Genomic DNA, 20,658 nt, shown 5'->3' on the forward strand with positions numbered 1-20,658 from the left:
GGATATTTCAATGACCTATTTTGATAAGCTTGAAACCCGATCCGCTGACGAGCGCACCGCTGATCACGCGCGCGCCTTGCCAGAACAGATTGCCCGCGCGCAAAAAGCGCCCGGATATGCCGGCATCCTGTCCAACGTGGACGCCGGCACAGTGACAGACATGCAGGCGCTGGCACAACTGCCGGTTCTGCGAAAATCCGATCTGACAAAGGCGCAGGGCACCCGACCTCCGTTTGGAGGGTTCACCGTCAAACCAGCGCAGAATTTCCAGCATGTCTTTCAATCTCCGGGTCCGATTTACGAGCCCGGCAGCACTGATCACGACTGGTGGCGCATGGGCCGGTTCCTGAATGCTGCTGGGGTTGGTCCAGGCGATATCGTTCAGAACTGTTTTGGCTATCACCTCACCCCCGCGGGCATGATCTTTGAAAGCGGCGCGCAGGCCGTTGGCGCGTCGGTCCTGCCTGCAGGTACAGGTCAGACCGAGTTGCAGGTGACAGCTGCGCGCGATGTGGGTTGCACCGCATATGCAGGTACGCCTGACTATCTGAAAGTCATTCTGGATAAAGCCGAAGCCATGGGCGTCGCGCTGAAATTTTCCAAGGCCGTTGTGGGTGGCGGGGCGCTGTTTCCTAGCCTACGACAAGATTACGCCGATCGGGGCATCGTCTGCCTGCAATGCTACGCGACCGCTGATCTGGGCAACATAGCTTATGAAAGCCCTGCGATGGAGGGTATGATCATCGACGAACACGTGATTGTTGAGATCGTCACCCCCGGCACAGGAACCCCGGTTGCACCTGGTGAAGTAGGTGAGGTGGTTGTGACCACGCTGAACCCCGATTACCCGTTGATCCGTTTTGCCACCGGTGATCTGTCGGCGATCATGCCCGGAGAGTCTACGTGCGGGCGCACAAATATGCGTATCAAAGGCTGGATGGGTCGCGCCGATCAGACCACCAAGATCAAGGGCATGTTCGTCCGCCCCGAACAGGTGGCCGCGCTGGTCGACAAGCATGATGAAATCGTCAAGGCGCGTGTCATTGCGGCGCGACAGGGCGAGATGGATACCATGACCGTTCAGATCGAAAGCCCCTGCGAGAACGATGGTGCCTATGCAAAATCGGTGGTCGAGGTGCTGAAGCTGAAAGGCGCGATCGAGGTAGTGGCGCCGGGCTCATTACCAAAAGATGGCTTGGTGATCGAGGATCAGCGCGTTTATGAATAGGCATCTGCGGCGAACATTGCCGCAGTTTTTGTTAGTCCGCCCACTGGTGTTTCTTAGAGTTTTAGTCGATTAAAGGCAGACCCTACGGGATTCTCAGTCAGACGCCATGGCCGAAGTCGAATATTCAGAACACGGAACGCATAATCGCGGCGCCTTAGGTACACGCTTTGTGGGCGGCATTGCCTATGTCGTGGCGGCCGCTTGTCTGTTGCCAATGGTGGCGGTTGTTCTAGCGGCGGTGACCGGTGGCACCGACACAATTTCCCATTTGTTAGAGACTGTTTTGCCTGGCTATGTGCTGACCACGGTGATCCTGGTGGTGCTGGTCGCAGCAGGGACGTTTTCGATTGGTGTCGGCGCTGCCTGGCTGGTCACGATGACCCGCTTTCCCGGAGTGCGGTGGCTGGAAATCGCTCTGGTCCTGCCGCTGGCCTTTCCGGCTTATGTGCTGGCCTATGCCTATACCTTCATTCTGGATCACCCCGGAATCGTTCAGACCACGCTGCGGGATGTGACCGGCTGGGGCCCGCGCGACTATTGGTTCCCCGAGATTCGCTCGACCGAGGGCGCGGCGGTGATGTTGATTCTGGTGTTGTATCCCTATGTCTATTTGCTGGCGCGCGCGGCATTTCTGCAGCAAAGCGCCACGGCCTTTCTGGCGGCCCGGGCGCTGGGCAACGGCCCCTGGCATGCCTTTTGGCGCGTATCCCTGCCGATGGCACGCCCGGCGATTGCAGGGGGCGTCTTGCTGGCGGTGATGGAAACCATCGCCGATTTCGGCACAGTCGCCTATTTCGGTGTGCAGACTTTTGCCACTGGCATCTACACAAGCTGGTTTTCCATGGCTGATCGCGCTGCTGCGGCGCAACTCGCCCTTTGTCTGCTGGGTTTTGCGCTTGTCATGGCCGTGGCCGAGCGGACACAGCGCGGCAAAGCCAAATATTATCAGGCAGGCAAGCGCCACGCAGGTCTGCCAGCGGCGCAACTCAAGGGATGGCAATCACTTGCGGCATTTCTGCTATGCGCAATTCCCGTCCTGTTCGGATTCCTTCTGCCTGTGGTTATCCTGGTGCAGATGGGGTTGGAATCCGAGCAGAACCTGCTGTCGCGCCGATATATCGGGTTCATACAGAACTCGCTGACACTGGCGGGGACTGCGGCGGTTATCACCGTCAGCGCGGCGATTTCGATAGGATTCTTCCAACGCCTGCGCCCCGGACGCGGGGCCGCAATGGCGGCTTATGTGGCGCGGTTGGGCTATGCGGTGCCGGGTGGCGTGATTGCCGTGGGGCTGATCGTCCCCTTTGCGGGATTCGACAACGCACTGGATGCGTGGATGCGCCAAACCTTTGGTATCTCGACCGGACTGTTGGTCACGGGATCTATCTGGTTGTTGATCGCGGCCTATATGGTACGCTTTCTGGCCGCCGCGCTCAGCGCGTATGAGGGTGGGCAGAGTACCGTTCACGCCAATATGGATGCCGCGGCGCGGTCACTGGGTCAAACCCCGTTAGGAACGCTGCGACGGGTGCATCTGCCGATCCTTACGCCTTCGCTGCTAACGGCACTGCTGATTGTCTTTGTGGATGTGATGAAAGAGCTGCCCGCGACCCTGATCATGCGGCCTTTTAACTTCGACACGCTAGCAGTGCAGGCCTATCGTCTGGCCTCGGATGAGAGGCTTGAAGGTGCAGCGGTTCCGTCGCTGGTTATTCTGGCGGTTGGGTTGTTGCCGGTGATCCTGATTTGCCGTCAGGTTGGGCGCAGATAGCGGGCGGGCGATCCAAAAATACAACACCTTGATGCCAGTGGGCTTGATTCGACGGCGATTTCCGGCAAGGCTTGTCATATGAACATGCAGCCTCCCAGCCGGTTCGGGTCCGGCTCTGCCCAGATGCCGGTCGCGTTTGACCGGCGTGAGATGTCTCAAATCCTGTCTGTTTATGGCCGAATGGTCGCTGCCGGTGAATGGCGCGACTACGGAATCTCGAACCTGCGGGATATGGCGGTATTTTCGATTTTTCGGCGCACGGCGGAACATCCCATCTACAGGGTCGAGAAGCACCCGCGCCTGCGGCTACGTCAGGGCATGTATTCCGTGGTCGGCATGGATGGGCGTATTTTGAAGCGCGGGCACGATCTGCGCGCGGTTCTGAGGGTTCTGGAACGCAAGCTTATCCGGGCCGTTGACCTAGATTAGAGCCTTTTATGCGCTGTAACCGGCCCGTCACCCTGGGCGGCGATCCGGGCAATCGCCTGATCCATCGGTTCGAGCGCAACGGCCATGTGATAGGCGTTGGCGTGAAGTAGAAGGTTTTCGGCGGCAACCCAGGCAACATGGCCTTTCCAGAACAGCAAGTCTCCGCGCCGTGCGGGATCGCCCTCGGGCACCGATCCACCAACTTCGCGTTCCTGATCGCCGCTGTCTCCGGGACAAGGAACGCCGCAGGCGAGCAGTGCGAGCTGTACGAGGCCCGAGCAATCCAGCCCGAATCGACTGTTACCACCCCAAAGATAAGGGGTGCCGAGAAAAAGTTCGGCCGCGGAAACGGGATCGGTCAGCAGGGAATAGGCGGGCACGGCATGCACCCCCGGAATGAACCCGATTGGCGTTTCCAGAAATCCGCCCTCCTCAGACAGAGCCCTGATTTTACTGCCAAAGCTCAGCGAGGTCAGATCGCGGCTTTTTATATCGGGCTTCTCATAGGCATGGGTCGAAGCGGCGACGATCCAGTGAGTCTGTGGCTCAATTGGTCCCAGATGGTCCGTCGCCACCCATCCGGTATAGCCGTCCTTGCTGGCTGAGATCTTGCTCCAGCCGTTTTGGTCGTCCAAAACAGTGACCGTGTCGCCGAACAACAATTGCCGGTCGCGCGGACCGTCAGGGTGGCGTAGCAGGTCTATGACCGGTTGAATGATGTGCGCCTGAGTCATAGGCCAAGGATCTCTGGCAAAGCACCCAGAAGGGCACGCGGGCCTTGGCCCAAACCACCCTTGCTGCGACCGGGTTCCTTACTGCGTTGCCACGAATAGATGTCAAAATGCATATAGCGACTTTCGGCAGCGAACCGGCGCAGGAACAGTGCCGCGGTGATAGAGCCTGCAAATCCACCAGAAGGCGCATTGTCGAGGTTAGCGATGCCGGGTTCGATCATCGCTTCATAGGGGTCATGAAAAGGCATACGCCAGACCGGATCAGCGGCAGCCCGGCCAGCATGCGCCAGCACGTCCGCGGCTTTGTCGTCATCGGTATAAAACGGGGCCAGATCAGCGCCCAATGCAACCCGGGCCGCGCCAGTCAAAGTGGCCATCGAGATGAGCAGGTTTGGTGCCCCTTCATGCGCCAGAGCAAGGGCATCGGCCAGCACCAACCGACCCTCGGCATCAGTGTTGTTTATCTCAACCGTTAGCCCATTGCGCGCCGTCAGGATGTCGCCGGGGCGGAAAGCATTGCCCGCTACTGCGTTTTCGACCGCCGGGATCAGGACCCGTAATTGCACCTTCAGATCCAGCGCCATGATCATACGGGCCAGACCCAGCACATTGGCCGCTCCGCCCATATCTTTTTTCATCAACCCCATCGAAGCACCGGGTTTCAGATTCAGGCCGCCGGTATCGAAACAGACCCCTTTCCCAACTAATGTTAGTTTTGGCCCGTGGTCACCCCAGTTCATCTCGATCAGACGCGGGGCCTGTTCGGCAGCACGCCCGACCGCGTGGATCATCGGAAAATTCTGTTCCAGCAACGCATCGCCTGTGATGACCGAGATGTCTGCGCCGTGTTCCCGTGCCAGTGCCTCAACCGCGTGTTGTAATTGCGCCGGGCCCATGTCCGAAGCGGGTGTGTTGACCAGATCCCGTGTCAATGCCTCGGCATTGGCCATGATTTCGATCCGCCGGGCATCTACGCCCTCGGGCGCGATCAGCGTGGCGTTAGCCGGGCTTTGCGCCGCATAGCGATCAAAGGCATATCCCGTCATCAGCCAGCCCAGGCATTCGGCCTCAAGCACATCTGCGGGAACGCCCGAGGCGATATGATAGGTGCCCTTGGGCAGCGATTCTGTCGCAGCGGCTAGCGGAAACCGCTTGCGTACCCGTTTTGCCGCGCTGCCATATCCCGCCAAGGCAAACTGCGGATTACCATCTGTGCCGGGCACCAGAAGTGTTTGACCCAGAGCTCCGGAAAACCCATCGGCCGCAACCCAAGCTCGGATATGATCCGGCTGATCGGTCAGCCAGCTTTCAAAATCTGATTGCTCTAACACATGTAGTGGCAGCGATGGGTCGGAGGCAGGGGCGAAGGACAGGGTCATGCGTGTCTCGGCTGGTTGGATTTTCGCCCAGACTATCTGTCTGCGGCGCACTCGCAACCCCCCTCAGACGGATAGATCTTGCTGGTCCCAGACGGCGGTCAGCGATCGCTCACCCACCCGGATTAGGCGGCTCAGAGTCGCCCCTGTCGCCACAGCATCGCCAGCGTCGACAGTACAGGCTACATCGCCTGCCACACGTGCCAGTGCTGTCATGCCGATTTGCTCGGATATGGCCACGAGAGATTTTGCGCATTTGCGCAGCCCGGCCCAATCGCGTTGCCGCCAAAACCGTTCACAATTCGACAGCCGCAACGCCAGTTCTTCAACCGTGCGGCACAGCACGTCCATCGCGTTGGTGTCGCCGAGCTGATTGTACAGGCTGCTCAGGCGGTCCGGGTCCAGACGCACGGGTTCTTTCTGTTCCAGTGTGATAATCTTGTCCACCACATTCACCCCAATTGAAGTGCCCCCACGGCACTGTCAGAGATTGGCGGCAAAATACTTTGCAAAACCTTGCACCGGTTCAAAAGAATGGGTCGAATTTTCTGAGAATTCAGGCTTCCACGCGGTTCTGTGGGCAAAACCGGGCGAGAGTCAGGTCACACCTCTTGCGTTGACGCTCACTTGCTGCCAGTACCATAGAAACCGGACAGAGAAGGACAGGATCATGCCGATTACCACTGACGAGCTGGCCGCTGCCCGTACCGCCTGGGGCGATGGGTTGATTGCGATCTCCAAAGCTTTTGAAGACGGTGGGATCGATGCGGCCCGTTCCGTTGCCGAGGGTGTTCTAGATGCGGCATACGGCTATAATCTGGGTCCGGTCCTGTTCAAACCAACTATGGCATCCGGAGATCAAACCTTTCGCCCGACTCGCCACGGTGCACTGGCCTATTTTGTCGGTCACGATGCCGAATTTCCGCTTGATGGCGGTTTCGGAATCAAGGGTTGGCGCGAAATGGCAAGTGAGACATCGGCCAGCTTCGTCGAAGGCGATGTCGCCATGTGGATGGGCAAGGTCATTCTGACGGATAGCCAAGGTAACATAACGCAAGTCGACAAAAGCTTCGGCTACAAAAAAGACGCTGACGGAGTGCTTCGCATCGTGCTGCACCATTCGTCGCTGCCTTACCAGCCACCGGCCTGATCCTGCGGGCCATACGATCGGGCCTCTGAAATTACGTCGATTTTTTGATATGTTTCCGATGATGTTGTCAGAATCGGATCGAGCTCATGAAATTGATTAAACGTATTCTCGTCACCCTACTGGTGATCATTCTGGCGCTTGTCGGAGTATCATATCTTTTGCCTGGTCAGGCCGAGGTGTCCCGCAGCATCACAATCGACGCACCAGCCTCGGCGATCTTTCCCTATGTGAATTCGATGCAGGAGACCGAGAAATGGTCCCCCTGGCTGTCCCGAGACCCCGAAACCAAGCTGAGCTATAGTGGCCCGGAAGCGGGTGTCGGAAACACACTGAACTGGGCCTCGGATAACCCGCAGGTGGGCACCGGTTCGCAGGAAATCACCGAGAGCACCCAGGATCAGTCCGTGCAAACCGCACTGGATTTTGGCCCGATGGGGACAGCCACCGCCTCGTTCCAGTTGCGGCCCGAAGGATCAGGCACACAGGTTACCTGGGGATTCGTATCCGACCTTGGTATGAACCCCATGTCCCGCTGGATGGGCCTAATGATGGACAATTGGGTCGGCGGAGATTACGAGCGCGGGTTGGAGAATTTGAAGACGCTGGTCGAGGGACAGGGGTGAACGATCAGGCAGGAGGCATCTCTCTGATGACTGCTTTGAGGCCATACCAGAAACGATTGTTGAACTGTACGTGCGCTCATAGCAGTCCCTTTGCCGCGCAGGAGGCTGGGATCAAGCCATCGTGCAGCGCAAATCGCCTCCGCTGATGCGGTGTTCAACTCGGTTCAAGCCCATACAGAACGGGGCGTGGATCGGTTGGTCCTTCGCTTCAATGCCATTTGTAGTGCCTACCATTTTGACGACAGCTTATCGGGGCGACCACCGACAACCCGTCTGTTATTGAATATCAAATCGTGAAGACCGTAGGTTCGAATGTGCAAGTTGGTTTCTCGAAAGCCACAGATTCGATTTTGATGCTCTGAACATTTGGAAAGGTGTGTTTATGAGGCGAACGGTATTGATGTTAGCTGTTTTGGCATTAGCGGGATGCGCTTCAACCACCACTCCTCCATCAGCACCTATTCCAAACCCCGGTCGCGCGAGCGCGCCCGTCAGTTCACAACAGGCACAAATAAGGTTCCGTCAGGTCGCCTCACGAATAGAACCTGTGGCAGAACGAGAATGCCGCCGCCGCACTAAGAATGTGAATTGTGATTTTTTGATCCGCATTGATCCAGACAAAAAAGCACCCTCAAACGCGTATCAGAGTTTAAGCAAGTCGGGGCGCCCCGTTATCACAATGACTCAAGCGCTGATAGGGAATGTAAACAACACTGACGAACTTGCATTTGTTATGGCGCATGAGGCCGCTCACCACATTCAAGGGCATTTGGCGCGACAGGCCCAAAATGCGGCGGCTGGTGCGGTGCTTTTGGCCGGTCTAGCAACAATTGCGGGGTCAGGGCCGAATGACATTGCCGCAGCACAAGACATTGGAGCCTTTGTTGGCGGCCGCAGCTATTCAAAGAACTTTGAATTGGAAGCTGATCGACTAGGCACTGTAATAGCCTACAAAGCGGGTTATGATCCACTCAAGGGTGCGCTGTACTTCGCACGAGTTCCTGATCCTGGTGATCGCTTTCTGGGGACGCATCCCCCAAACTCTCAAAGATACCATGCGGTAAAAGCGACAATGTCCCAGATCGGTGGCTGACCAACTGGTGCTGGATAGGCAATGGCAACGCATGCACAGGGCGGCTTTGCCCCGCAATATTGCCATCTCTGCCCGTCCACAAAATAATAAACCCCACTGGCGGTGCAGCGGGGTTTAATAGAGTCATAACCAACTGGCGAAGGTTACCCCTTCTTCAGAACTTCACGGCCCAGCAATTCTGCAATTTGAACAGCGTTCAACGCCGCGCCTTTGCGCAGGTTGTCGGATACGCACCACAGGTTCAGGCCGTTCTCGATGGTCGAGTCCTGACGGATACGGCTGATGAAGGTGGCGAAGTCGCCCGCGCATTCGATGGGCGAGACGTAGCCACCGGCTTCGCGCTTGTCGATCACCATGATGCCCGGTGCTTCGCGCAGGATGTCGCGGGCTTCGTCTTCGTCGAGGAACTCTTCGAACTCGATGTTCACGGCCTCGGAGTGGCCGACGAATACCGGAACGCGAACGCAGGTTGCGGTGACCTTGATCGACGGATCGACGATCTTTTTGGTCTCGACAACCATCTTCCACTCTTCCTTGGTCGAGCCGTCTTCCATGAAGACGTCGATCTGCGGAATGACGTTGAAGGCAATCTGCTTCTGGAATTTCTTCGGTTCAACCTCGGTCGTGGGATTATAGATGGCCTTGGTCTGATCCCAAAGCTCATCCATGCCTTCCTTACCGGCGCCCGACACCGACTGATAGGTCGACACAACCACGCGCTTGATCTTGGCACGGTCATGCAGAGGCTTCAGCGCGACGACCATCTGCGCGGTCGAGCAGTTGGGGTTGGCGATGATGTTTTTGTTTTTATAGTCGTGGATCGCCTCGGGGTTACATTCCGGCACGATCAGCGGAATGTCCGGGTCATAGCGATAGAGCGACGAGTTATCGATCACCACGCAGCCAGCCGCCGCCGCCTTGGGGGCGTAGACCTTGGTGGCCTCGGAACCCACGGCAAACAGCGCCATGTCCCAGCCGGTGAAATCGAAGGTGTCCAGGTCTTTGGTAGTGAGCGTCTTGTCGCCAAAAGTCACCTCGGTGCCCAGCGAACGACGGCTTGCCAGAGCGGCAAGTTCATCGACGGGGAACTGGCGTTCCGCCAGGATGTTCAGCATTTCGCGGCCCACGTTACCCGTGGCGCCGACGACTACGACGCGATAGCCCATTTCATGTCTCCAAAGTTAAGGACGCGCGTTCATAGCTGCGTTGCGGCGAAGAAAAAAGGGCCTTTGGGGCATATTTCGCCTGCGCACACCGATTTGTCACGGTTGCCGGGGACTAGTCCGCGTCCAGAAGCTGCCGATAGACCTTTACGATGGCCTGCGCCTCGCCCTCGATTCGAAAATTCTGTTCAACATGGGCACGCGCAGTTTGCCCGGCGGCGGCCAGCGCGGCGCGGTCCTGCACCATATCCTCTAGCGCTTCGGCTAGTGCTGAGGCATTGTCTTTCTCGACCAATCGACCCGTCTCGCCATCCTTGATCTGCGCACTGAACGCGCCAACCCCATCGCAGGCAATGGCGGGTACACCCGAGGCCATCGCCTCCAGCGGGGTCAGGCCGAAACCTTCGTGTCGCGCAGGGGCGACGAACAGGTCGAGCGCGCTGTAGGTCTCGACAATCTCATCCCAAGGGCGTTCACCCAGAAAATGCACGCGGTCGCCAAGCCCGGCATCCTGCAGCTTTTGTTCCTGTTCAGCCTGAAACGCTTCGAACTCTTTGGTGGCGCGCCCGGTGAAGATCACATGCGCATCGGGGTGATTAGGCAGCACCTTCAGGGCGGCATCGACCAGCAGGTCCACCCCTTTCTGAGGGCGGATACGGCCAAAACAGCCGATCAGCAGGCCATCTCGCAAGCCGAGCTTCTGGCGCAAAGCGTGTTTGTCATCGGTGGGATGGAACAGTTTGGTGTTCACACCGTGCATGATGACGGTTGCGGGATGCTCCAGAAAGGAAGCGGCCTGAGGCGTCGTCGCGATCAGCGCGTCCATTTTCGAAATCAGCTGCTTGGTGAATCCGGAATGGTCACGTTGCGCGGCCGAAGTGAACAGCAGTTTATAGTTGCGTCGGAACACAGTGCGCAGGATCAGACCCATCAGCATTTCGGTATTCCGGCGTGCATGCCAGACCCGTTTGCGATTGGGTAGAAACAACAGTTTCCAGAGTCTGATATGGGGCAAATCTGCCGGCAGGCCGGGACCGGTGGCGCGGATGCCGATCATTTTCTGCTGGATTGGCAGCAGTCGGATCACCGTGGTTGTCACGCCCGACAGGGAATGCTTCAGATTGGGCGCGATCACCTCAATATCTTGCACGGGCGGTCTCCGGTTTCAGTCTACGCTGTCCCGACTGAATAGATAGATCACGCAGCCAATGGCAAGAGTGACCGCGAAAAAGCCGAAGATCGCCGTATAAGGCGCTGAGGGGTTGATCCCGGCGCTGGCCGCATGGATGCGTCCGGTGGCAAATTGCGCCAGACCGACGCCGCCGACGCCAAAAAGGTTCAGCAGGGTCACGCCCCGCCCGACCAGATGCGGCGGCACGAAGGCCCGGCCATGGGCCATGATCACCGGAAAACTGGCGCCCAGAAAGCCGATCACTGCCAACAGCAGCACCGAGACCCAAACGCCGCTGTCGACCCACAGGCACAACAGGCCGAGCGTCGTGGCCCCTAACACGTTACCGCCCAGGATCACCCATTTCCGGGTGCCCAGCATACGGTCCAGCGGCCCATAGGCGAAGGTTCCCGCGATCATCGCGGCCCCCATGATCAACGTTGCCGTCCCGATCTGAGCGGTGCTGAGCCCGAACACGTCATTCAAATACGGCCCGGCCCAAAGCCCTCGGATCGCACCCGATGGCGCATAAGACACAAGCATGAGCGGCAGAATGGTCCACAGCGCAGGTTCTTTCAGCAGGTCCAGAAGTGATCCTTTTTGCTCGGTTTCGGCCTTTTTAGGGTCACGTACCGTCAGCCAGATCCCCGCAGCCACTGCGGCAGAGATGATCGCCAGACCGGCCAGCGTAGCGCGCCAGCCCATCAGCTCGACCGCCAGCGCCGTGGGGTATGAGGCGACCAGATTGCCGACAGACCCTACGCCCAGCATCACGGCGGCGAGCGTGGCGAATTTGGCGGGCGGAAACTCTCGTGCAAAGATATAGTAGGATGCCATCAGAACCGGCGAGCATCCTACCCCGATCAGCGCCATGGCGAGTGCCACATGGAATGGGGTCGTTGCGACCGCGAACAGGCCAGCCCCGCCAGCCCCGCCGATCAGCAGCAGCACCGCAGAACTGCGCCGAGGACCGACGCGGTCCAGTGCCCAGCCCACCGGGATCTGCATCGCCGCAAAGATTAGAAACCAAAGACCTGAGGCAAAGGCGAGGTCTTCGGGTGTTGCGCCGATATCGCGTCCCAGATCGGTGCTCAAAACTGCCAGAAAAGCGCGGAAAAACTGGCTGAGTACATAGGCCAGACACAAGATCACCAAACCTGCCTGCATTTCTTGACCTATTGTCTAGCTGCCCCGCCCCGATGCTTGGCACGCCGCGTTGATCGGCACAAGTGCCATGATTGAATCGATTGGGGCGGACATTCTTCACAATTGAGCTATCATCACGGCAGATTTTGGATTTCCCGAGTGTGTTATGACCCTCTCAGACTCTGTATTTTATGACTCCGTCCCCATTTCGGACAATTTCCTCAGCCTCAGTGACCCCGCGCAGTTCACACCTTTGCCAGAGACATGGGTTCTGGGCGTCGCCGATATCGTAGATTCGACCGGTGAAATCGCGCGGGGCCGGTACAAGACCGTCAACATGGTGGGGGCGGCCGTGATTTCAGGCATGATCAATGCGCTGGGCGGGCGCATATTTCCGTATGTCTTCGGTGGTGATGGTGCTGGATTCGCCGTATCGGGTGAGGATGCCGAGATCGCGCGGGATACGCTGGCAACATTGCAAAGCTGGGCCGAAACGGAATTCGCCATCACTCTGCGCGCGGCGCTGGTTTCGGTGGCCGACATCCGCGCCGCTGGACGTGATCTGCGTGTTGCGCGCTTTGCGCCGTCCACCGGCGTTGACTATGCGATGTTTACCGGCGGGGGACTGGCCTGGGCCGAGGCTCAGATGAAATCCGGGCAACTTGTTGTGCAACCAGCCGGACCTGACGCGCAGCCCGATCTGACCGGCCTATCTTGTCGTTGGTCCAACAGTCCAGCGAGGGTTGGTCAGATCGTTTCACTGGTTATTCAGCCTACATCAGAGTCTAATGAGGCTGAATTCGCCGCCCTGACTCAATCCATCCTGTCCGTCGCCGAAGGGCTAGAACGCGCCGGTCACCCGGTTCCGGCCAAAGGACCTCCGATGAGTTTCCCTCCGCCCGGCGTCGATATCGATGCCCATGTCTCACGCGCGGGTCGGAATCTTCTGATGCAGAAAACACGCTTGATGATCGGGAATATGTTGATCGGCTTGTTGTTCAAAACCGGGATGCGCCTGGGTCAATTCGAACCCAAGCATTACAAAGAGATGGTCAGTCGCAACGCTGATTTCCGAAAGTTTGATGACGGTCTGAAAATGACGCTGGATTGTGACTCGAGCACGTTGGAAAAGCTCACTCAGATGCTGGACGACGCGCAAACAAAAGGCAAAATCAGATATGGCATGCACGCCCAGCAAGAGGCGATGATGACCTGCTTTGTTCCATCGGCCATACGCGACGACCATGTGCACTTTGTTGACGGGGCCTCGGGGGGATACGCTCAGGCTGCAGCGTCAATGAGGGCCTAAAGCCCTCGAGCGATTTCAGTGATCACGTCATAGGCCATCATCACGTCCTGTTCTGTGGTTTCAAACTGACCGGCCTGAAAGCGGATGACCAGATCGCCATCCACGCGGGTCTGTGTCAGGTAGATCCGCCCATCATCATTGATTGCATTCACCAGCCGCAGGTTCAGGTCATCCAGATCGTCGGCCCCATCCGGCTCGTATCGGAAGGTCCAAAGAGACCACATTGGAGGCGTCACGATCCGAAAATCCGGTTCTGCTGCTAAACGGTCATGCAGCGCGCGCGACCAATTGACGTGATTCCGCAGCCGTTCGCGCAGCCCCTCCAGCCCATAGGTGCGGATGACGAACCACAGTTTCAGCGCGCGGAACCGACGTCCCAATGGCACCGACCATTCCGAGTAATTGATGATCCCGTCCTTGCCGTGGGTTTTCAGATATTCCGGGCTGATCGCAAGCGTGCGGACCAGATCATCGGGGTTTTTCAGGAAATGCGCACAGCAATCGAATTGCACGCCCAGCCACTTATGGGGATTGAATACAATGCTGTCGGCCTGATCGATCCCCGGCCAGTAGTGACGATATTCGGGGCAGATCATCGCCGACCCCGCCCAGGCTGCATCGACATGGGAATAAAGGCCGTATTTCTGTGCGATCGCAAGGCAGCGATCCACTGGATCAGTTGCCCCGGTTCCGGTCCCTCCAACACAAAGGATCACGCCCGCCGGGTGGAAACCAGACTCTAAATCTGATTGAATCGCTGCTTCAAGCGCCTCGGGGTTCATTCCACGCCAATCACCTTGCACGGGGATGCGCACTAGATTGTCCTGTCCGATCCCCGCAACCCAGATTGCGCGGTCGATTGAGGTATGAACCTCGGAAGTGCAATAAATGCGCAGTGGCTTTTGACCGAACAGCCCCAGCGTGTTGCCCTGCCAGTTCATCGCCTTCTCGCGCATGGTCAGCACAGCCGCCAATGTCGCAGATGACGCCGAATCCTGAATGACCCCGGCAAAACCTTTGGGCAGGTCCAGCGCTTCGCGCAGCCAGTCCATCATTCGTGTTTCCATCTCGGTTGCGGCGGGCGAGGTCTGCCACAGCATACATTGCGGCGCGATGGCGCTGGCCAGGAACTCGGCCAGAACAGACGGGGCCGAGGCGTTCGAATTGAAGTAGGCGAAGAACCGAGGGTGTTGCCAATGGGTAATGCCGGGCATCACGATTTGTTCGAAATCATGAAAGATGTCCTCGATCGGCTCGCCCTGCTCAGGGGGATGCGCGGGCAGAGCGTTCAGGATATCGCCCGGCTCGGTCCGGGCGCGCACGGGCTTGTCGCCCACCGTCAGGTGATAGTCTTGCGTCCACTCGGCAACCTTCTTGCCCCAATCGGAGAATTCATTCCATTTCATCTTATCCGCCTCGGTAGCCTTTTTGTCAGTATCATATGCTAAACAAGTTAAGTAAAGTCCAGTAAACGAAACTCAACCACAACCAACGTTCTATTGCGAAATATTTGGAATTGCGCGAAAATTCCATATGTCAAAGAACTTACCACAGACGTCCCGATCATTGCCGATAGCGTTGTTGCGCGCTCGGGAAAAGGTGATGGGGCCTATTCGTGGTGTGCTAACGGATGCTGGCGTCACCGAGCAACAATGGCGCGTTCTGCGCGTTTTGCAGGAAGAAGGACCTCAGGAGCCTACTCAGATCGCCGAGCGCGCCTGCCTCTTGTTGCCCAGCCTGACGCGCATTCTGAAAAAGCTCGAAGACAGCAAGCTGATCATGAGGCGGCCGGATACCAAAGACCGCCGCCGACAGATTGTCGAAATCAGCGAGAATGGGTTGCATATTATCGACGCAAATCTGGCGGAAATGTTGGAGCTGGCGGAACACACCCGCTCTTTGCTCGGGGCAGAGCAGCACGAGAAGTTGCTGGACCTTCTGGTAGAGCTTCACCAGCTGGAAGGCTGAGCGCAATGCTCAGAACAGGCTCTAACCAAACTGCTTGTCGTCGTTCAGACCTCGTTCAGGGCCCCAAACGATAAGCATTGTGGGCGGAGAAGGTAATATTCGTTGCCCGTAGATGGTTCGCGTCGTAGCCTCATCCTTACCTTTAACAAACGGTTCAATGCAGATGGATGGGCCCAAACCGCCAGAACCGGCACTGCCTGCACATATTGCAAAGCAGGATTTAAGCGAGCGAGTGGGCGCGCGAGTACGCCGGGCGCGTCAAATGCGAGGCATCCCGCGCCGGATTCTGTCTGAGAACTCGGGCGTTTCCCCACGCTATTTGGCGCAGCTTGAGGCGGGTGAGGGCAACATCTCGATCGGCGTGTTGCACCGTGTCGCACAGGCACTGGATTACAAAGCCGAATGGTTGATTGGTGAAGATGATCCGTGGGATTCGGATGCTTTGCAGATAGTTGAGCTTTTCCGACAAGCCAGCGACGACGTCAAAGAAAGCGTCAGGCGTGCATTGCAACCTCACCCAGATGAGGATGCACGTGCGCATCGGGTTTGTCTGATTGGATTACGCGGAGCGGGTAAGTCAACTCTTGGTGCTATGCTGGCTGCCGCACAAAGACTGCCGTTTGTTGAACTCACAGCCATGATTGAAGAGATGGCCGGCATGCCCATGTCTGAAGTGATGGCGTTCTACGGGCAAGACGGGTATCGCAATCTGGAAGCGCAGGCGCTGGATCGGGTGATTGCAGAGCATGATCGGGTCGTACTGGCAGTCGCGGGCGGGATCGTATCAGAGCCTTCGACCTATGCTACCCTGCTTGGCCGGTTTCACACCATCTGGCTGCGCGCGTCACCGACCGAGCATATGGATCGCGTGCGCGCCCAAGGCGACGAACGCCCGATGGCCGGAAATCCCAAGGCGATGGAACAGCTCAAGAACATATTGGCCAGTCGCGAGGCTTTGTATGGGCGGGCAAATGCGCAGCTGGATACATCGGGCAGGGCGCCCCATGTTTCGCTGAACGAGCTGCGCCTACTGATTGAGGAACAAGGTTTCCTGATCGAAAAATTGGGTTCTATTTAGGATCTTTCAGCCAATCCTTTTCAAATTTCACCCCGTCCAGTTCCGCAAATCGCCGTACCCGGTCCAATTCGGCCTGCAGGCGGCGGGTTCTTGCGTCAGACCAACGCACCGACCGTTCTGGCCATACGGATCGGACTTGCAACAGTCCACGGTCTCGCTGGGCCTTCATGTCGACGCGTCCGATCAACCGGTGCCCCTCAATCAACGGAAAGACATAATAGCCGTAGGTACGCTTGGGTTCGGGGACGAACACCTCGATACGATAGTGGAATCCAAACAACCGCTCGGCCCGGTTCCGGTCACGCAACATAGGGTCAAAAGGGCTGAGAACTCTGATCCGGCCCGGCGCATCCGGCAGCGCCACTGCGTGTTCACATAGACCGGGGCGGGCAAACACTTTTCGTTCCCGCCCGTCTGCGCATTCGACGCAGATCTCTTCGATTTCACCCTGTGTTAGAGCCTGTTGGCACCAGGATTTTGCCTCGGCAGCGCTTACCGTATCCCAGAACGCGGCAAGCTCTCCAGATGTGGCGAACCCCAGCCGGTCGAGTGCGGCGTTACACAACCAATCCACAGTTTCATTTGCGTCGCTGTGCAAATTGCCGGGGCAAAGTTGAGTTTCTATAACCCGCTCTGTCAGGTCATAGCGTTTCTGAAACCCATCGCGTCCAACCACGGTCAGCGCGCCGGATCGCCAGAGATATTCCAGCGCGGTCTTGGATGGATGCCAGTCCCACCAACCGCCAGAACCCTTTTTCTCGTCCTTTCCCACATCGGACGAGCCAACCGGACCATGGTCGCGGATATGTTGTAGGACGGTTTCGAACTTTTGCTCAAACCCGTCTCGCCGCCAGTTCTTCCAACGAGCTTTCAGCATGTCGGCATCGCGCAGGAACCGCAGATGCCAGTGGCGATAGAATTCCATTGGAATCACCGCCGCATCGTGCGTCCAATGCTCAAACAGCGCGCGGTCGCGTTCATAGAGGTGTTTGAGGTGGCGCGCGCGATAGCTGGGCTTACGCGCATATAGGATCATGTCATGCGCGCGGGCGACGGTGTTGATACTGTCAAGCTGGACAAACCCTAAACGATGGATCAGCTGTAACAAGTCATCGCCTTTGGAACTTCCGGTAGGCTGTTCCAAAAGCGCGTGCCGATCCATGAACAGCGCCCGCGCAGCGCGGTTGTCCAGACGTTGCTGCGCCATCTGGCGTTATCGCCGTTTCAGCGTGTCGCCATAGCTGATCTTGGGGGTTAGGGTAACGCGGGTTTCAACCTCGGAATCCGGATCGGCCAGCTTCGCCGCAATGATCTCGGCCGCGGTGCGCCCAATCTCGGTCCGGCAGGCATCCATGGTGGCCAGCTTGCGTGGTAGCCCCTGCAGCAGCTCCACATTGTTGAATCCGGCCAATCCGATTTGACCGGGCACATCGATCCCTTGGTCCAGCAAATACAGCAGCCCACCCGCGCCGATCATATCGTTGGAATAATACAGAAAATCCAACTCGGGCGAGCGTTCCAGCATCGCTTGTGTCATCTCGCGCCCCTTGGCCAGCGCTGAGCCACCCGAATAAAATTCACGGTCCTCAATCTCGATCCCGTGCTTGCCCAATACTTCGGTGAACCCTTCGAACCGTTTACGGGCACGGTGGTCTAACGGCATCTTGGTGCCCATAAACCCGATATGCTCGTAGCCCGCTTTCAGGATTGCCTGCGCCATTTCGCGCCCGGCGCGGCGGTGAGAGATTCCCACCATCGCATCCACCGGTTTGCCATCGGTATCCATGATCTCGACCACCGGTATGCCAGCTGAATCCAGCATAGCGCGCGCGGCTTCGGTATGCTCCAGCCCGGCAATGATCACGCCTGAGGGCCGCCACGAGAGCATCTCGTACAGCACTTTTTCTTCTTTTTCTGGCAGATAGTCCGTGACGCCAACCACCGGCTGCAGTTCAGTATCTTCCAGCACCTGATTGATACCGGTTAGAACTTCGGGGAAGACCATATTTGACAATGACGGGATGATCACAGCGACCAGATTCACCCGGCTTGACGCCAATGCTCCCGCGATCTTGTTGGGCACATATCCCAGCTCTTTTGCGGCGGCCAAAACACGGGTACGGGTGGCATCCGACACATCCCCGCGATTACGTAGCACCCGGCTAACGGTCATTTCGGATACTCCGGACGCTTCCGAGACATCACGAAGGGTAAGCGGGCGTTTTGTTTCTGTTGTCACCGAGATACCTGCATTGTTTGTTTGGCCGATGGTAGCGTGAACAGGGCGAATTGTTCAACTGTTGTGCAAAGCCCATGACAATCTGAAAAAACCCCGCTAGAGAAAACGACGCGCGGCCCCGTGGCTCAACTGGATAGAGCAGCCCCCTCCTAAGGGGCAGGTTGCAGGTTCGAATCCTGCCGGGGTCGCCAAGCTTTTCTGAACGTACCCGATTAAATGCGTTACAGATCAAGCGTTCTAAATCTCTGCCCTTTGGGAGACGAAGGAATTATACCCTCGTCACTTCTTGCCGGGTGTGCCGTCGAATTTCTTTTCGATGTCGCTCCAACAGTCGATGTAATCGTCCTGCAGTGGTGCCTCATTGGCGGCGAAAGCTGTGAGATGTTGCGGAAAGCGGGTTTCGAACATGAAGGACATGGTGTTCTCCAGTTTGTCTGGCCCCAGGTTTGAATTCGACGCCTTTTCAAAGGCTTCGCGATCCGGTCCATGGGGCAGCATCATGTTGTGCAGACTCATACCACCGGGAACAAAGCCCTGCGGTTTAGCATCATATTGGCCGTAAATATTGCCCATCAGTTCGGACATGATGTTCTTGTGGTACCAAGGCGGGCGGAAGGTATCTTCCATGACCATCCAGCGCTCGCGGAACAGAACAAAGTCGATATTTGCGGTGCCGGGCTGGCCTGAAGGTGCGGTTAGAACGGTGAAAATCGACGGATCCGGATGATCGAACAGGATGGCTCCGACCGGGCAATAGGTACGCAGGTCGTATTTAACGGGTGCATAGTTGCCATGCCACGCCACCACGTCCAGCGGGCTGTGACCGATTTTAGTCTGGTGAAACTGGCCGCACCATTTGACGGTCACGGTTGAAGGCACTTCGCGGTCCTCAAACGCCGCGACCGGTGCTTTGAAATCACGCGGGTTGGCCATGCAGTTGGCGCCGATCGGGCCGCGGCCAGGCAATTCGAATTTCTGGCCGTAGTTTTCGCACACGAACCCGCGCGCAGGGCCTTCCACAACTTCGACCCGGTAGACAAGGCCGCGTGGAATGATAGCGATTTCCTTGGGTTCAAGGTCGATGATCCCTAATTCGGTGTAGAATCTCAGAACGCCCTCTTGCGGCACCACCAGCAGCTCGGAGTCAGCCGAGAAGAAGTAATCATCCTGCATCGAAGTATTCACCATATAGATATGGCTGGCCATCCCGACCTGAGTGTTCACATCCCCGGCAGTGGTCATGGTGTGCATGCCCGTGACCCAGGTTGTCTGTTCACCGGTATGGGGCACCGGATCCCAGCGGTACTGTCCCAAGCTGACAACGTCAGGATCGACATTTGGCGCTGATTTCCAATAGGGAACTTCGATTTTTTCATAGCGATGTGAATGCTTTACTGACGGGCGGATTCGATAGCACCAGGTGCGCTCGTTCTGGTGCGAGGGTGCCGTGAACGCAGTGCCTGAAAGCTGCTCACCATAGAGGCCGTAATTGCATTTCTGCGGGCTGTTCATACCCTGGGGCAGAGCATCAGGAAGCGCTTCGGTTTCGTAATCGTTGCCAAAGCCCGGCATGTACCCTTCGTGCGGCCCTTTCAAGGATGGGGCAACTGTCATGCGTTCATTCTTGGTCAGCTCATTCATTTTGCACGTTCCTTCCGGACAGATACGATCGAATTTAATCGGTGTGGTAATAGTTGACTTTGTAACTAACAAGCGTGACGGGAAGGTATCTTCAAAAAAGATGAGTTTGATTTGCAGGAAATTGCCATAGCCTTGCACCATGTCCTTCTTAGACTGGCAAAAGGTAGTGCAACAGAGATTGTTAATTCCGGTAGCTACGGGTCGATTCTCGGGGTCAAACAAAGAAATTGACTCAGACAGGCCAAACCAGTCTGATTGTACATCGGTCAAGTGACCGGAAGTGCCAGGGGTTCAAATTTCATGGAAATTTTGGTGCCCAGGAGAGGACTCGAACCTCCACGTCCATACGGACACTAGCACCTGAAGCTAGCGCGTCTACCAATTCCGCCACCTGGGCAGGTGTCGTGGAGGGGCGTTTAAGCTGACTGGCAGGGGGCGTCAACCAGATTCGGGGGTGTTTTTGAAAGTTTTTTGATGCGTGCCCCAACTTCTGGTTCACGCGACGGATTTTCAGAGAAGCGCGGCGTTATTGCGCCTTG

At 57.3% G+C, this 20,658-nt stretch carries 19 protein-coding genes and 2 tRNA genes; 10 read left to right on the top strand and 11 right to left on the bottom strand.

The window, feature by feature from the left end:
* Positions 1–10 precede the first annotated feature (10 nt).
* From ACR0CZ_RS19255 to ACR0CZ_RS19265, 3 genes are all read left to right on the top strand, one after another.
* Positions 11–1,228, top strand: coding sequence for an acyl-CoA synthetase family protein (locus ACR0CZ_RS19255; RefSeq protein WP_170399266.1), 1,218 nt, complete (start codon positions 11–13; stop codon positions 1,226–1,228).
* Between the two features lie 106 nt (positions 1,229–1,334).
* Entirely contained in the window at positions 1,335–2,999 is a 1,665-nt protein-coding gene (locus tag ACR0CZ_RS19260) for an ABC transporter permease (protein WP_170466711.1), read from the top strand.
* A 78-nt stretch (positions 3,000–3,077) separates the two neighbouring features.
* Positions 3,078–3,428 carry a DUF2794 domain-containing protein gene (locus ACR0CZ_RS19265; protein ID WP_170399260.1) on the top strand — a complete coding sequence of 117 codons (351 nt, stop codon included), beginning with the start codon at positions 3,078–3,080 and terminating at the stop codon, positions 3,426–3,428.
* Here ACR0CZ_RS19265 and ACR0CZ_RS19270 read toward each other — a convergent pair.
* The 3 genes from ACR0CZ_RS19270 to ACR0CZ_RS19280 all read right to left on the bottom strand — a co-directional run bounded on the left by ACR0CZ_RS19270 (position 3,425) and on the right by ACR0CZ_RS19280 (position 5,994).
* The gene (locus ACR0CZ_RS19270; protein WP_170399257.1) at positions 3,425–4,162 is read right to left on the bottom strand and encodes an NlpC/P60 family protein; all 738 of its coding nucleotides are present in this window, start codon (positions 4,160–4,162) and stop codon (positions 3,425–3,427) included. The two genes, ACR0CZ_RS19265 and ACR0CZ_RS19270, sit on opposite strands and share 4 nt — an antisense overlap.
* On the bottom strand, positions 4,159–5,541 hold the full coding sequence (locus ACR0CZ_RS19275) for a M17 family metallopeptidase (RefSeq protein ID WP_170399495.1): 1,383 nt from the start codon (positions 5,539–5,541) through the stop codon (positions 4,159–4,161). The genes ACR0CZ_RS19270 and ACR0CZ_RS19275 overlap by 4 nt, the downstream gene beginning before the upstream one ends.
* 63 nt (positions 5,542–5,604) lie before the next feature.
* Positions 5,605–5,994, bottom strand: a complete 390-nt coding sequence (locus ACR0CZ_RS19280) for a hypothetical protein (RefSeq protein WP_170399254.1) — start codon at positions 5,992–5,994, stop codon at positions 5,605–5,607.
* Positions 5,995–6,208: 214 nt separating this feature from the next.
* On the opposite strand from ACR0CZ_RS19280, the gene ACR0CZ_RS19285 reads away from it, so the two are divergent.
* The 3 genes from ACR0CZ_RS19285 (at position 6,209) to ACR0CZ_RS19295 (ending at position 8,404) form a co-directional block, all read left to right on the top strand.
* Positions 6,209–6,688: a phosphoribosyl-AMP cyclohydrolase gene (locus ACR0CZ_RS19285; protein WP_170399250.1), complete on the top strand. Its 480-nt coding sequence runs from the start codon at positions 6,209–6,211 to the stop codon at positions 6,686–6,688.
* An 86-nt stretch (positions 6,689–6,774) separates the two neighbouring features.
* Positions 6,775–7,311, top strand: a complete 537-nt coding sequence (locus ACR0CZ_RS19290) for an SRPBCC family protein (RefSeq protein WP_170399247.1) — start codon at positions 6,775–6,777, stop codon at positions 7,309–7,311.
* A 400-nt stretch (positions 7,312–7,711) separates the two neighbouring features.
* Positions 7,712–8,404, top strand: a complete 693-nt coding sequence (locus ACR0CZ_RS19295) for a M48 family metalloprotease (protein ID WP_480503942.1) — start codon at positions 7,712–7,714, stop codon at positions 8,402–8,404.
* A 143-nt stretch (positions 8,405–8,547) separates the two neighbouring features.
* Here ACR0CZ_RS19295 and ACR0CZ_RS19300 read toward each other — a convergent pair whose 3' ends face one another.
* The 3 genes from ACR0CZ_RS19300 to ACR0CZ_RS19310 all read right to left on the bottom strand — a co-directional run bounded on the left by ACR0CZ_RS19300 (position 8,548) and on the right by ACR0CZ_RS19310 (position 11,905).
* On the bottom strand, positions 8,548–9,570 hold the full coding sequence (locus ACR0CZ_RS19300; protein WP_170399241.1) for an aspartate-semialdehyde dehydrogenase: 1,023 nt from the start codon (positions 9,568–9,570) through the stop codon (positions 8,548–8,550).
* 112 nt (positions 9,571–9,682) lie between these two features.
* Positions 9,683–10,717: a glycosyltransferase family 4 protein gene (locus tag ACR0CZ_RS19305; RefSeq protein WP_170399227.1), complete on the bottom strand. Its 1,035-nt coding sequence runs from the start codon at positions 10,715–10,717 to the stop codon at positions 9,683–9,685.
* 15 nt (positions 10,718–10,732) lie between these two features.
* Positions 10,733–11,905, bottom strand: coding sequence for an MFS transporter (locus ACR0CZ_RS19310; protein WP_170399224.1), 1,173 nt, complete (start codon positions 11,903–11,905; stop codon positions 10,733–10,735).
* Between the two features lie 145 nt (positions 11,906–12,050).
* Here ACR0CZ_RS19310 and ACR0CZ_RS19315 point away from each other — a divergent pair, with 145 nt between their 5' ends.
* Positions 12,051–13,193 (top strand): DUF3095 domain-containing protein, encoded by a 1,143-nt coding sequence (locus tag ACR0CZ_RS19315; RefSeq protein ID WP_170399221.1) that lies wholly within the window; start codon positions 12,051–12,053, stop codon positions 13,191–13,193.
* On the opposite strand, the gene ACR0CZ_RS19320 is transcribed toward ACR0CZ_RS19315, so the two are convergent.
* A complete protein-coding gene (locus ACR0CZ_RS19320) occupies positions 13,190–14,599 on the bottom strand; it encodes a pyridoxal-dependent decarboxylase (RefSeq protein WP_170399218.1) in 1,410 nt (469 codons plus the stop codon). The genes ACR0CZ_RS19315 and ACR0CZ_RS19320 overlap by 4 nt on opposite strands.
* 127 nt (positions 14,600–14,726) lie before the next feature.
* On the opposite strand from ACR0CZ_RS19320, the gene hpaR reads away from it, so the two are divergent.
* Positions 14,727–15,161, top strand: coding sequence for a homoprotocatechuate degradation operon regulator HpaR (gene hpaR / locus ACR0CZ_RS19325; RefSeq protein ID WP_170399215.1), 435 nt, complete (start codon positions 14,727–14,729; stop codon positions 15,159–15,161).
* A gap of 163 nt (positions 15,162–15,324) precedes the next feature.
* On the top strand, positions 15,325–16,239 hold the full coding sequence (locus ACR0CZ_RS19330) for a helix-turn-helix transcriptional regulator (protein ID WP_170399212.1): 915 nt from the start codon (positions 15,325–15,327) through the stop codon (positions 16,237–16,239).
* Here the strand turns inward: ACR0CZ_RS19330 and ACR0CZ_RS19335 are convergent.
* Both ACR0CZ_RS19335 and ACR0CZ_RS19340 read right to left on the bottom strand, forming a co-directional pair.
* Complete coding sequence (locus tag ACR0CZ_RS19335; protein WP_480537239.1) at positions 16,232–17,446, bottom strand: winged helix-turn-helix domain-containing protein; 1,215 nt, start codon at positions 17,444–17,446, stop codon at positions 16,232–16,234. The two genes, ACR0CZ_RS19330 and ACR0CZ_RS19335, sit on opposite strands and share 8 nt — an antisense overlap.
* A 6-nt stretch (positions 17,447–17,452) precedes the next feature.
* Positions 17,453–18,478 (bottom strand): LacI family DNA-binding transcriptional regulator, encoded by a 1,026-nt coding sequence (locus ACR0CZ_RS19340; protein ID WP_170399205.1) that lies wholly within the window; start codon positions 18,476–18,478, stop codon positions 17,453–17,455.
* 114 nt (positions 18,479–18,592) lie between these two features.
* Between ACR0CZ_RS19340 and ACR0CZ_RS19345 the strand changes: the two genes are divergently transcribed.
* A tRNA-Arg gene (locus tag ACR0CZ_RS19345) sits at positions 18,593–18,669 on the top strand.
* Positions 18,670–18,757: 88 nt separating this feature from the next.
* Here ACR0CZ_RS19345 and hmgA read toward each other — a convergent pair.
* Both hmgA and ACR0CZ_RS19355 read right to left on the bottom strand, forming a co-directional pair.
* Positions 18,758–20,119: a homogentisate 1,2-dioxygenase gene (hmgA, locus tag ACR0CZ_RS19350; protein WP_170399180.1), complete on the bottom strand. Its 1,362-nt coding sequence runs from the start codon at positions 20,117–20,119 to the stop codon at positions 18,758–18,760.
* A gap of 310 nt (positions 20,120–20,429) precedes the next feature.
* Positions 20,430–20,516, bottom strand: a tRNA-Leu gene (locus ACR0CZ_RS19355).
* Between the last annotated feature and the right edge of the window lie 142 nt (positions 20,517–20,658).

The organism is Ruegeria sp. H9 (genome assembly GCF_056532915.1).

Coding starts and splice junctions, on each gene's coding strand:
- ACR0CZ_RS19335 (WP_480537239.1), bottom strand. CDS start 17,446: ATGGCGCAGCAACGTCTGGACAACCGCGCTGCGCGGGCGCTGTTCATG.
- ACR0CZ_RS19275 (WP_170399495.1), bottom strand. CDS start 5,541: ATGACCCTGTCCTTCGCCCCTGCCTCCGACCCATCGCTGCCACTACAT.
- ACR0CZ_RS19270 (WP_170399257.1), bottom strand. CDS start 4,162: ATGACTCAGGCGCACATCATTCAACCGGTCATAGACCTGCTACGCCAC.
- ACR0CZ_RS19265 (WP_170399260.1), top strand. CDS start 3,078: ATGAACATGCAGCCTCCCAGCCGGTTCGGGTCCGGCTCTGCCCAGATG.
- ACR0CZ_RS19310 (WP_170399224.1), bottom strand. CDS start 11,905: ATGCAGGCAGGTTTGGTGATCTTGTGTCTGGCCTATGTACTCAGCCAG.
- ACR0CZ_RS19290 (WP_170399247.1), top strand. CDS start 6,775: ATGAAATTGATTAAACGTATTCTCGTCACCCTACTGGTGATCATTCTG.
- ACR0CZ_RS19255 (WP_170399266.1), top strand. CDS start 11: ATGACCTATTTTGATAAGCTTGAAACCCGATCCGCTGACGAGCGCACC.
- ACR0CZ_RS19315 (WP_170399221.1), top strand. CDS start 12,051: ATGACCCTCTCAGACTCTGTATTTTATGACTCCGTCCCCATTTCGGAC.
- ACR0CZ_RS19260 (WP_170466711.1), top strand. CDS start 1,335: ATGGCCGAAGTCGAATATTCAGAACACGGAACGCATAATCGCGGCGCC.
- hpaR (WP_170399215.1), top strand. CDS start 14,727: ATGTCAAAGAACTTACCACAGACGTCCCGATCATTGCCGATAGCGTTG.
- ACR0CZ_RS19285 (WP_170399250.1), top strand. CDS start 6,209: ATGCCGATTACCACTGACGAGCTGGCCGCTGCCCGTACCGCCTGGGGC.
- ACR0CZ_RS19300 (WP_170399241.1), bottom strand. CDS start 9,570: ATGGGCTATCGCGTCGTAGTCGTCGGCGCCACGGGTAACGTGGGCCGC.
- hmgA (WP_170399180.1), bottom strand. CDS start 20,119: ATGAATGAGCTGACCAAGAATGAACGCATGACAGTTGCCCCATCCTTG.
- ACR0CZ_RS19330 (WP_170399212.1), top strand. CDS start 15,325: ATGGATGGGCCCAAACCGCCAGAACCGGCACTGCCTGCACATATTGCA.
- ACR0CZ_RS19295 (WP_480503942.1), top strand. CDS start 7,712: ATGTTAGCTGTTTTGGCATTAGCGGGATGCGCTTCAACCACCACTCCT.
- ACR0CZ_RS19320 (WP_170399218.1), bottom strand. CDS start 14,599: ATGAAATGGAATGAATTCTCCGATTGGGGCAAGAAGGTTGCCGAGTGG.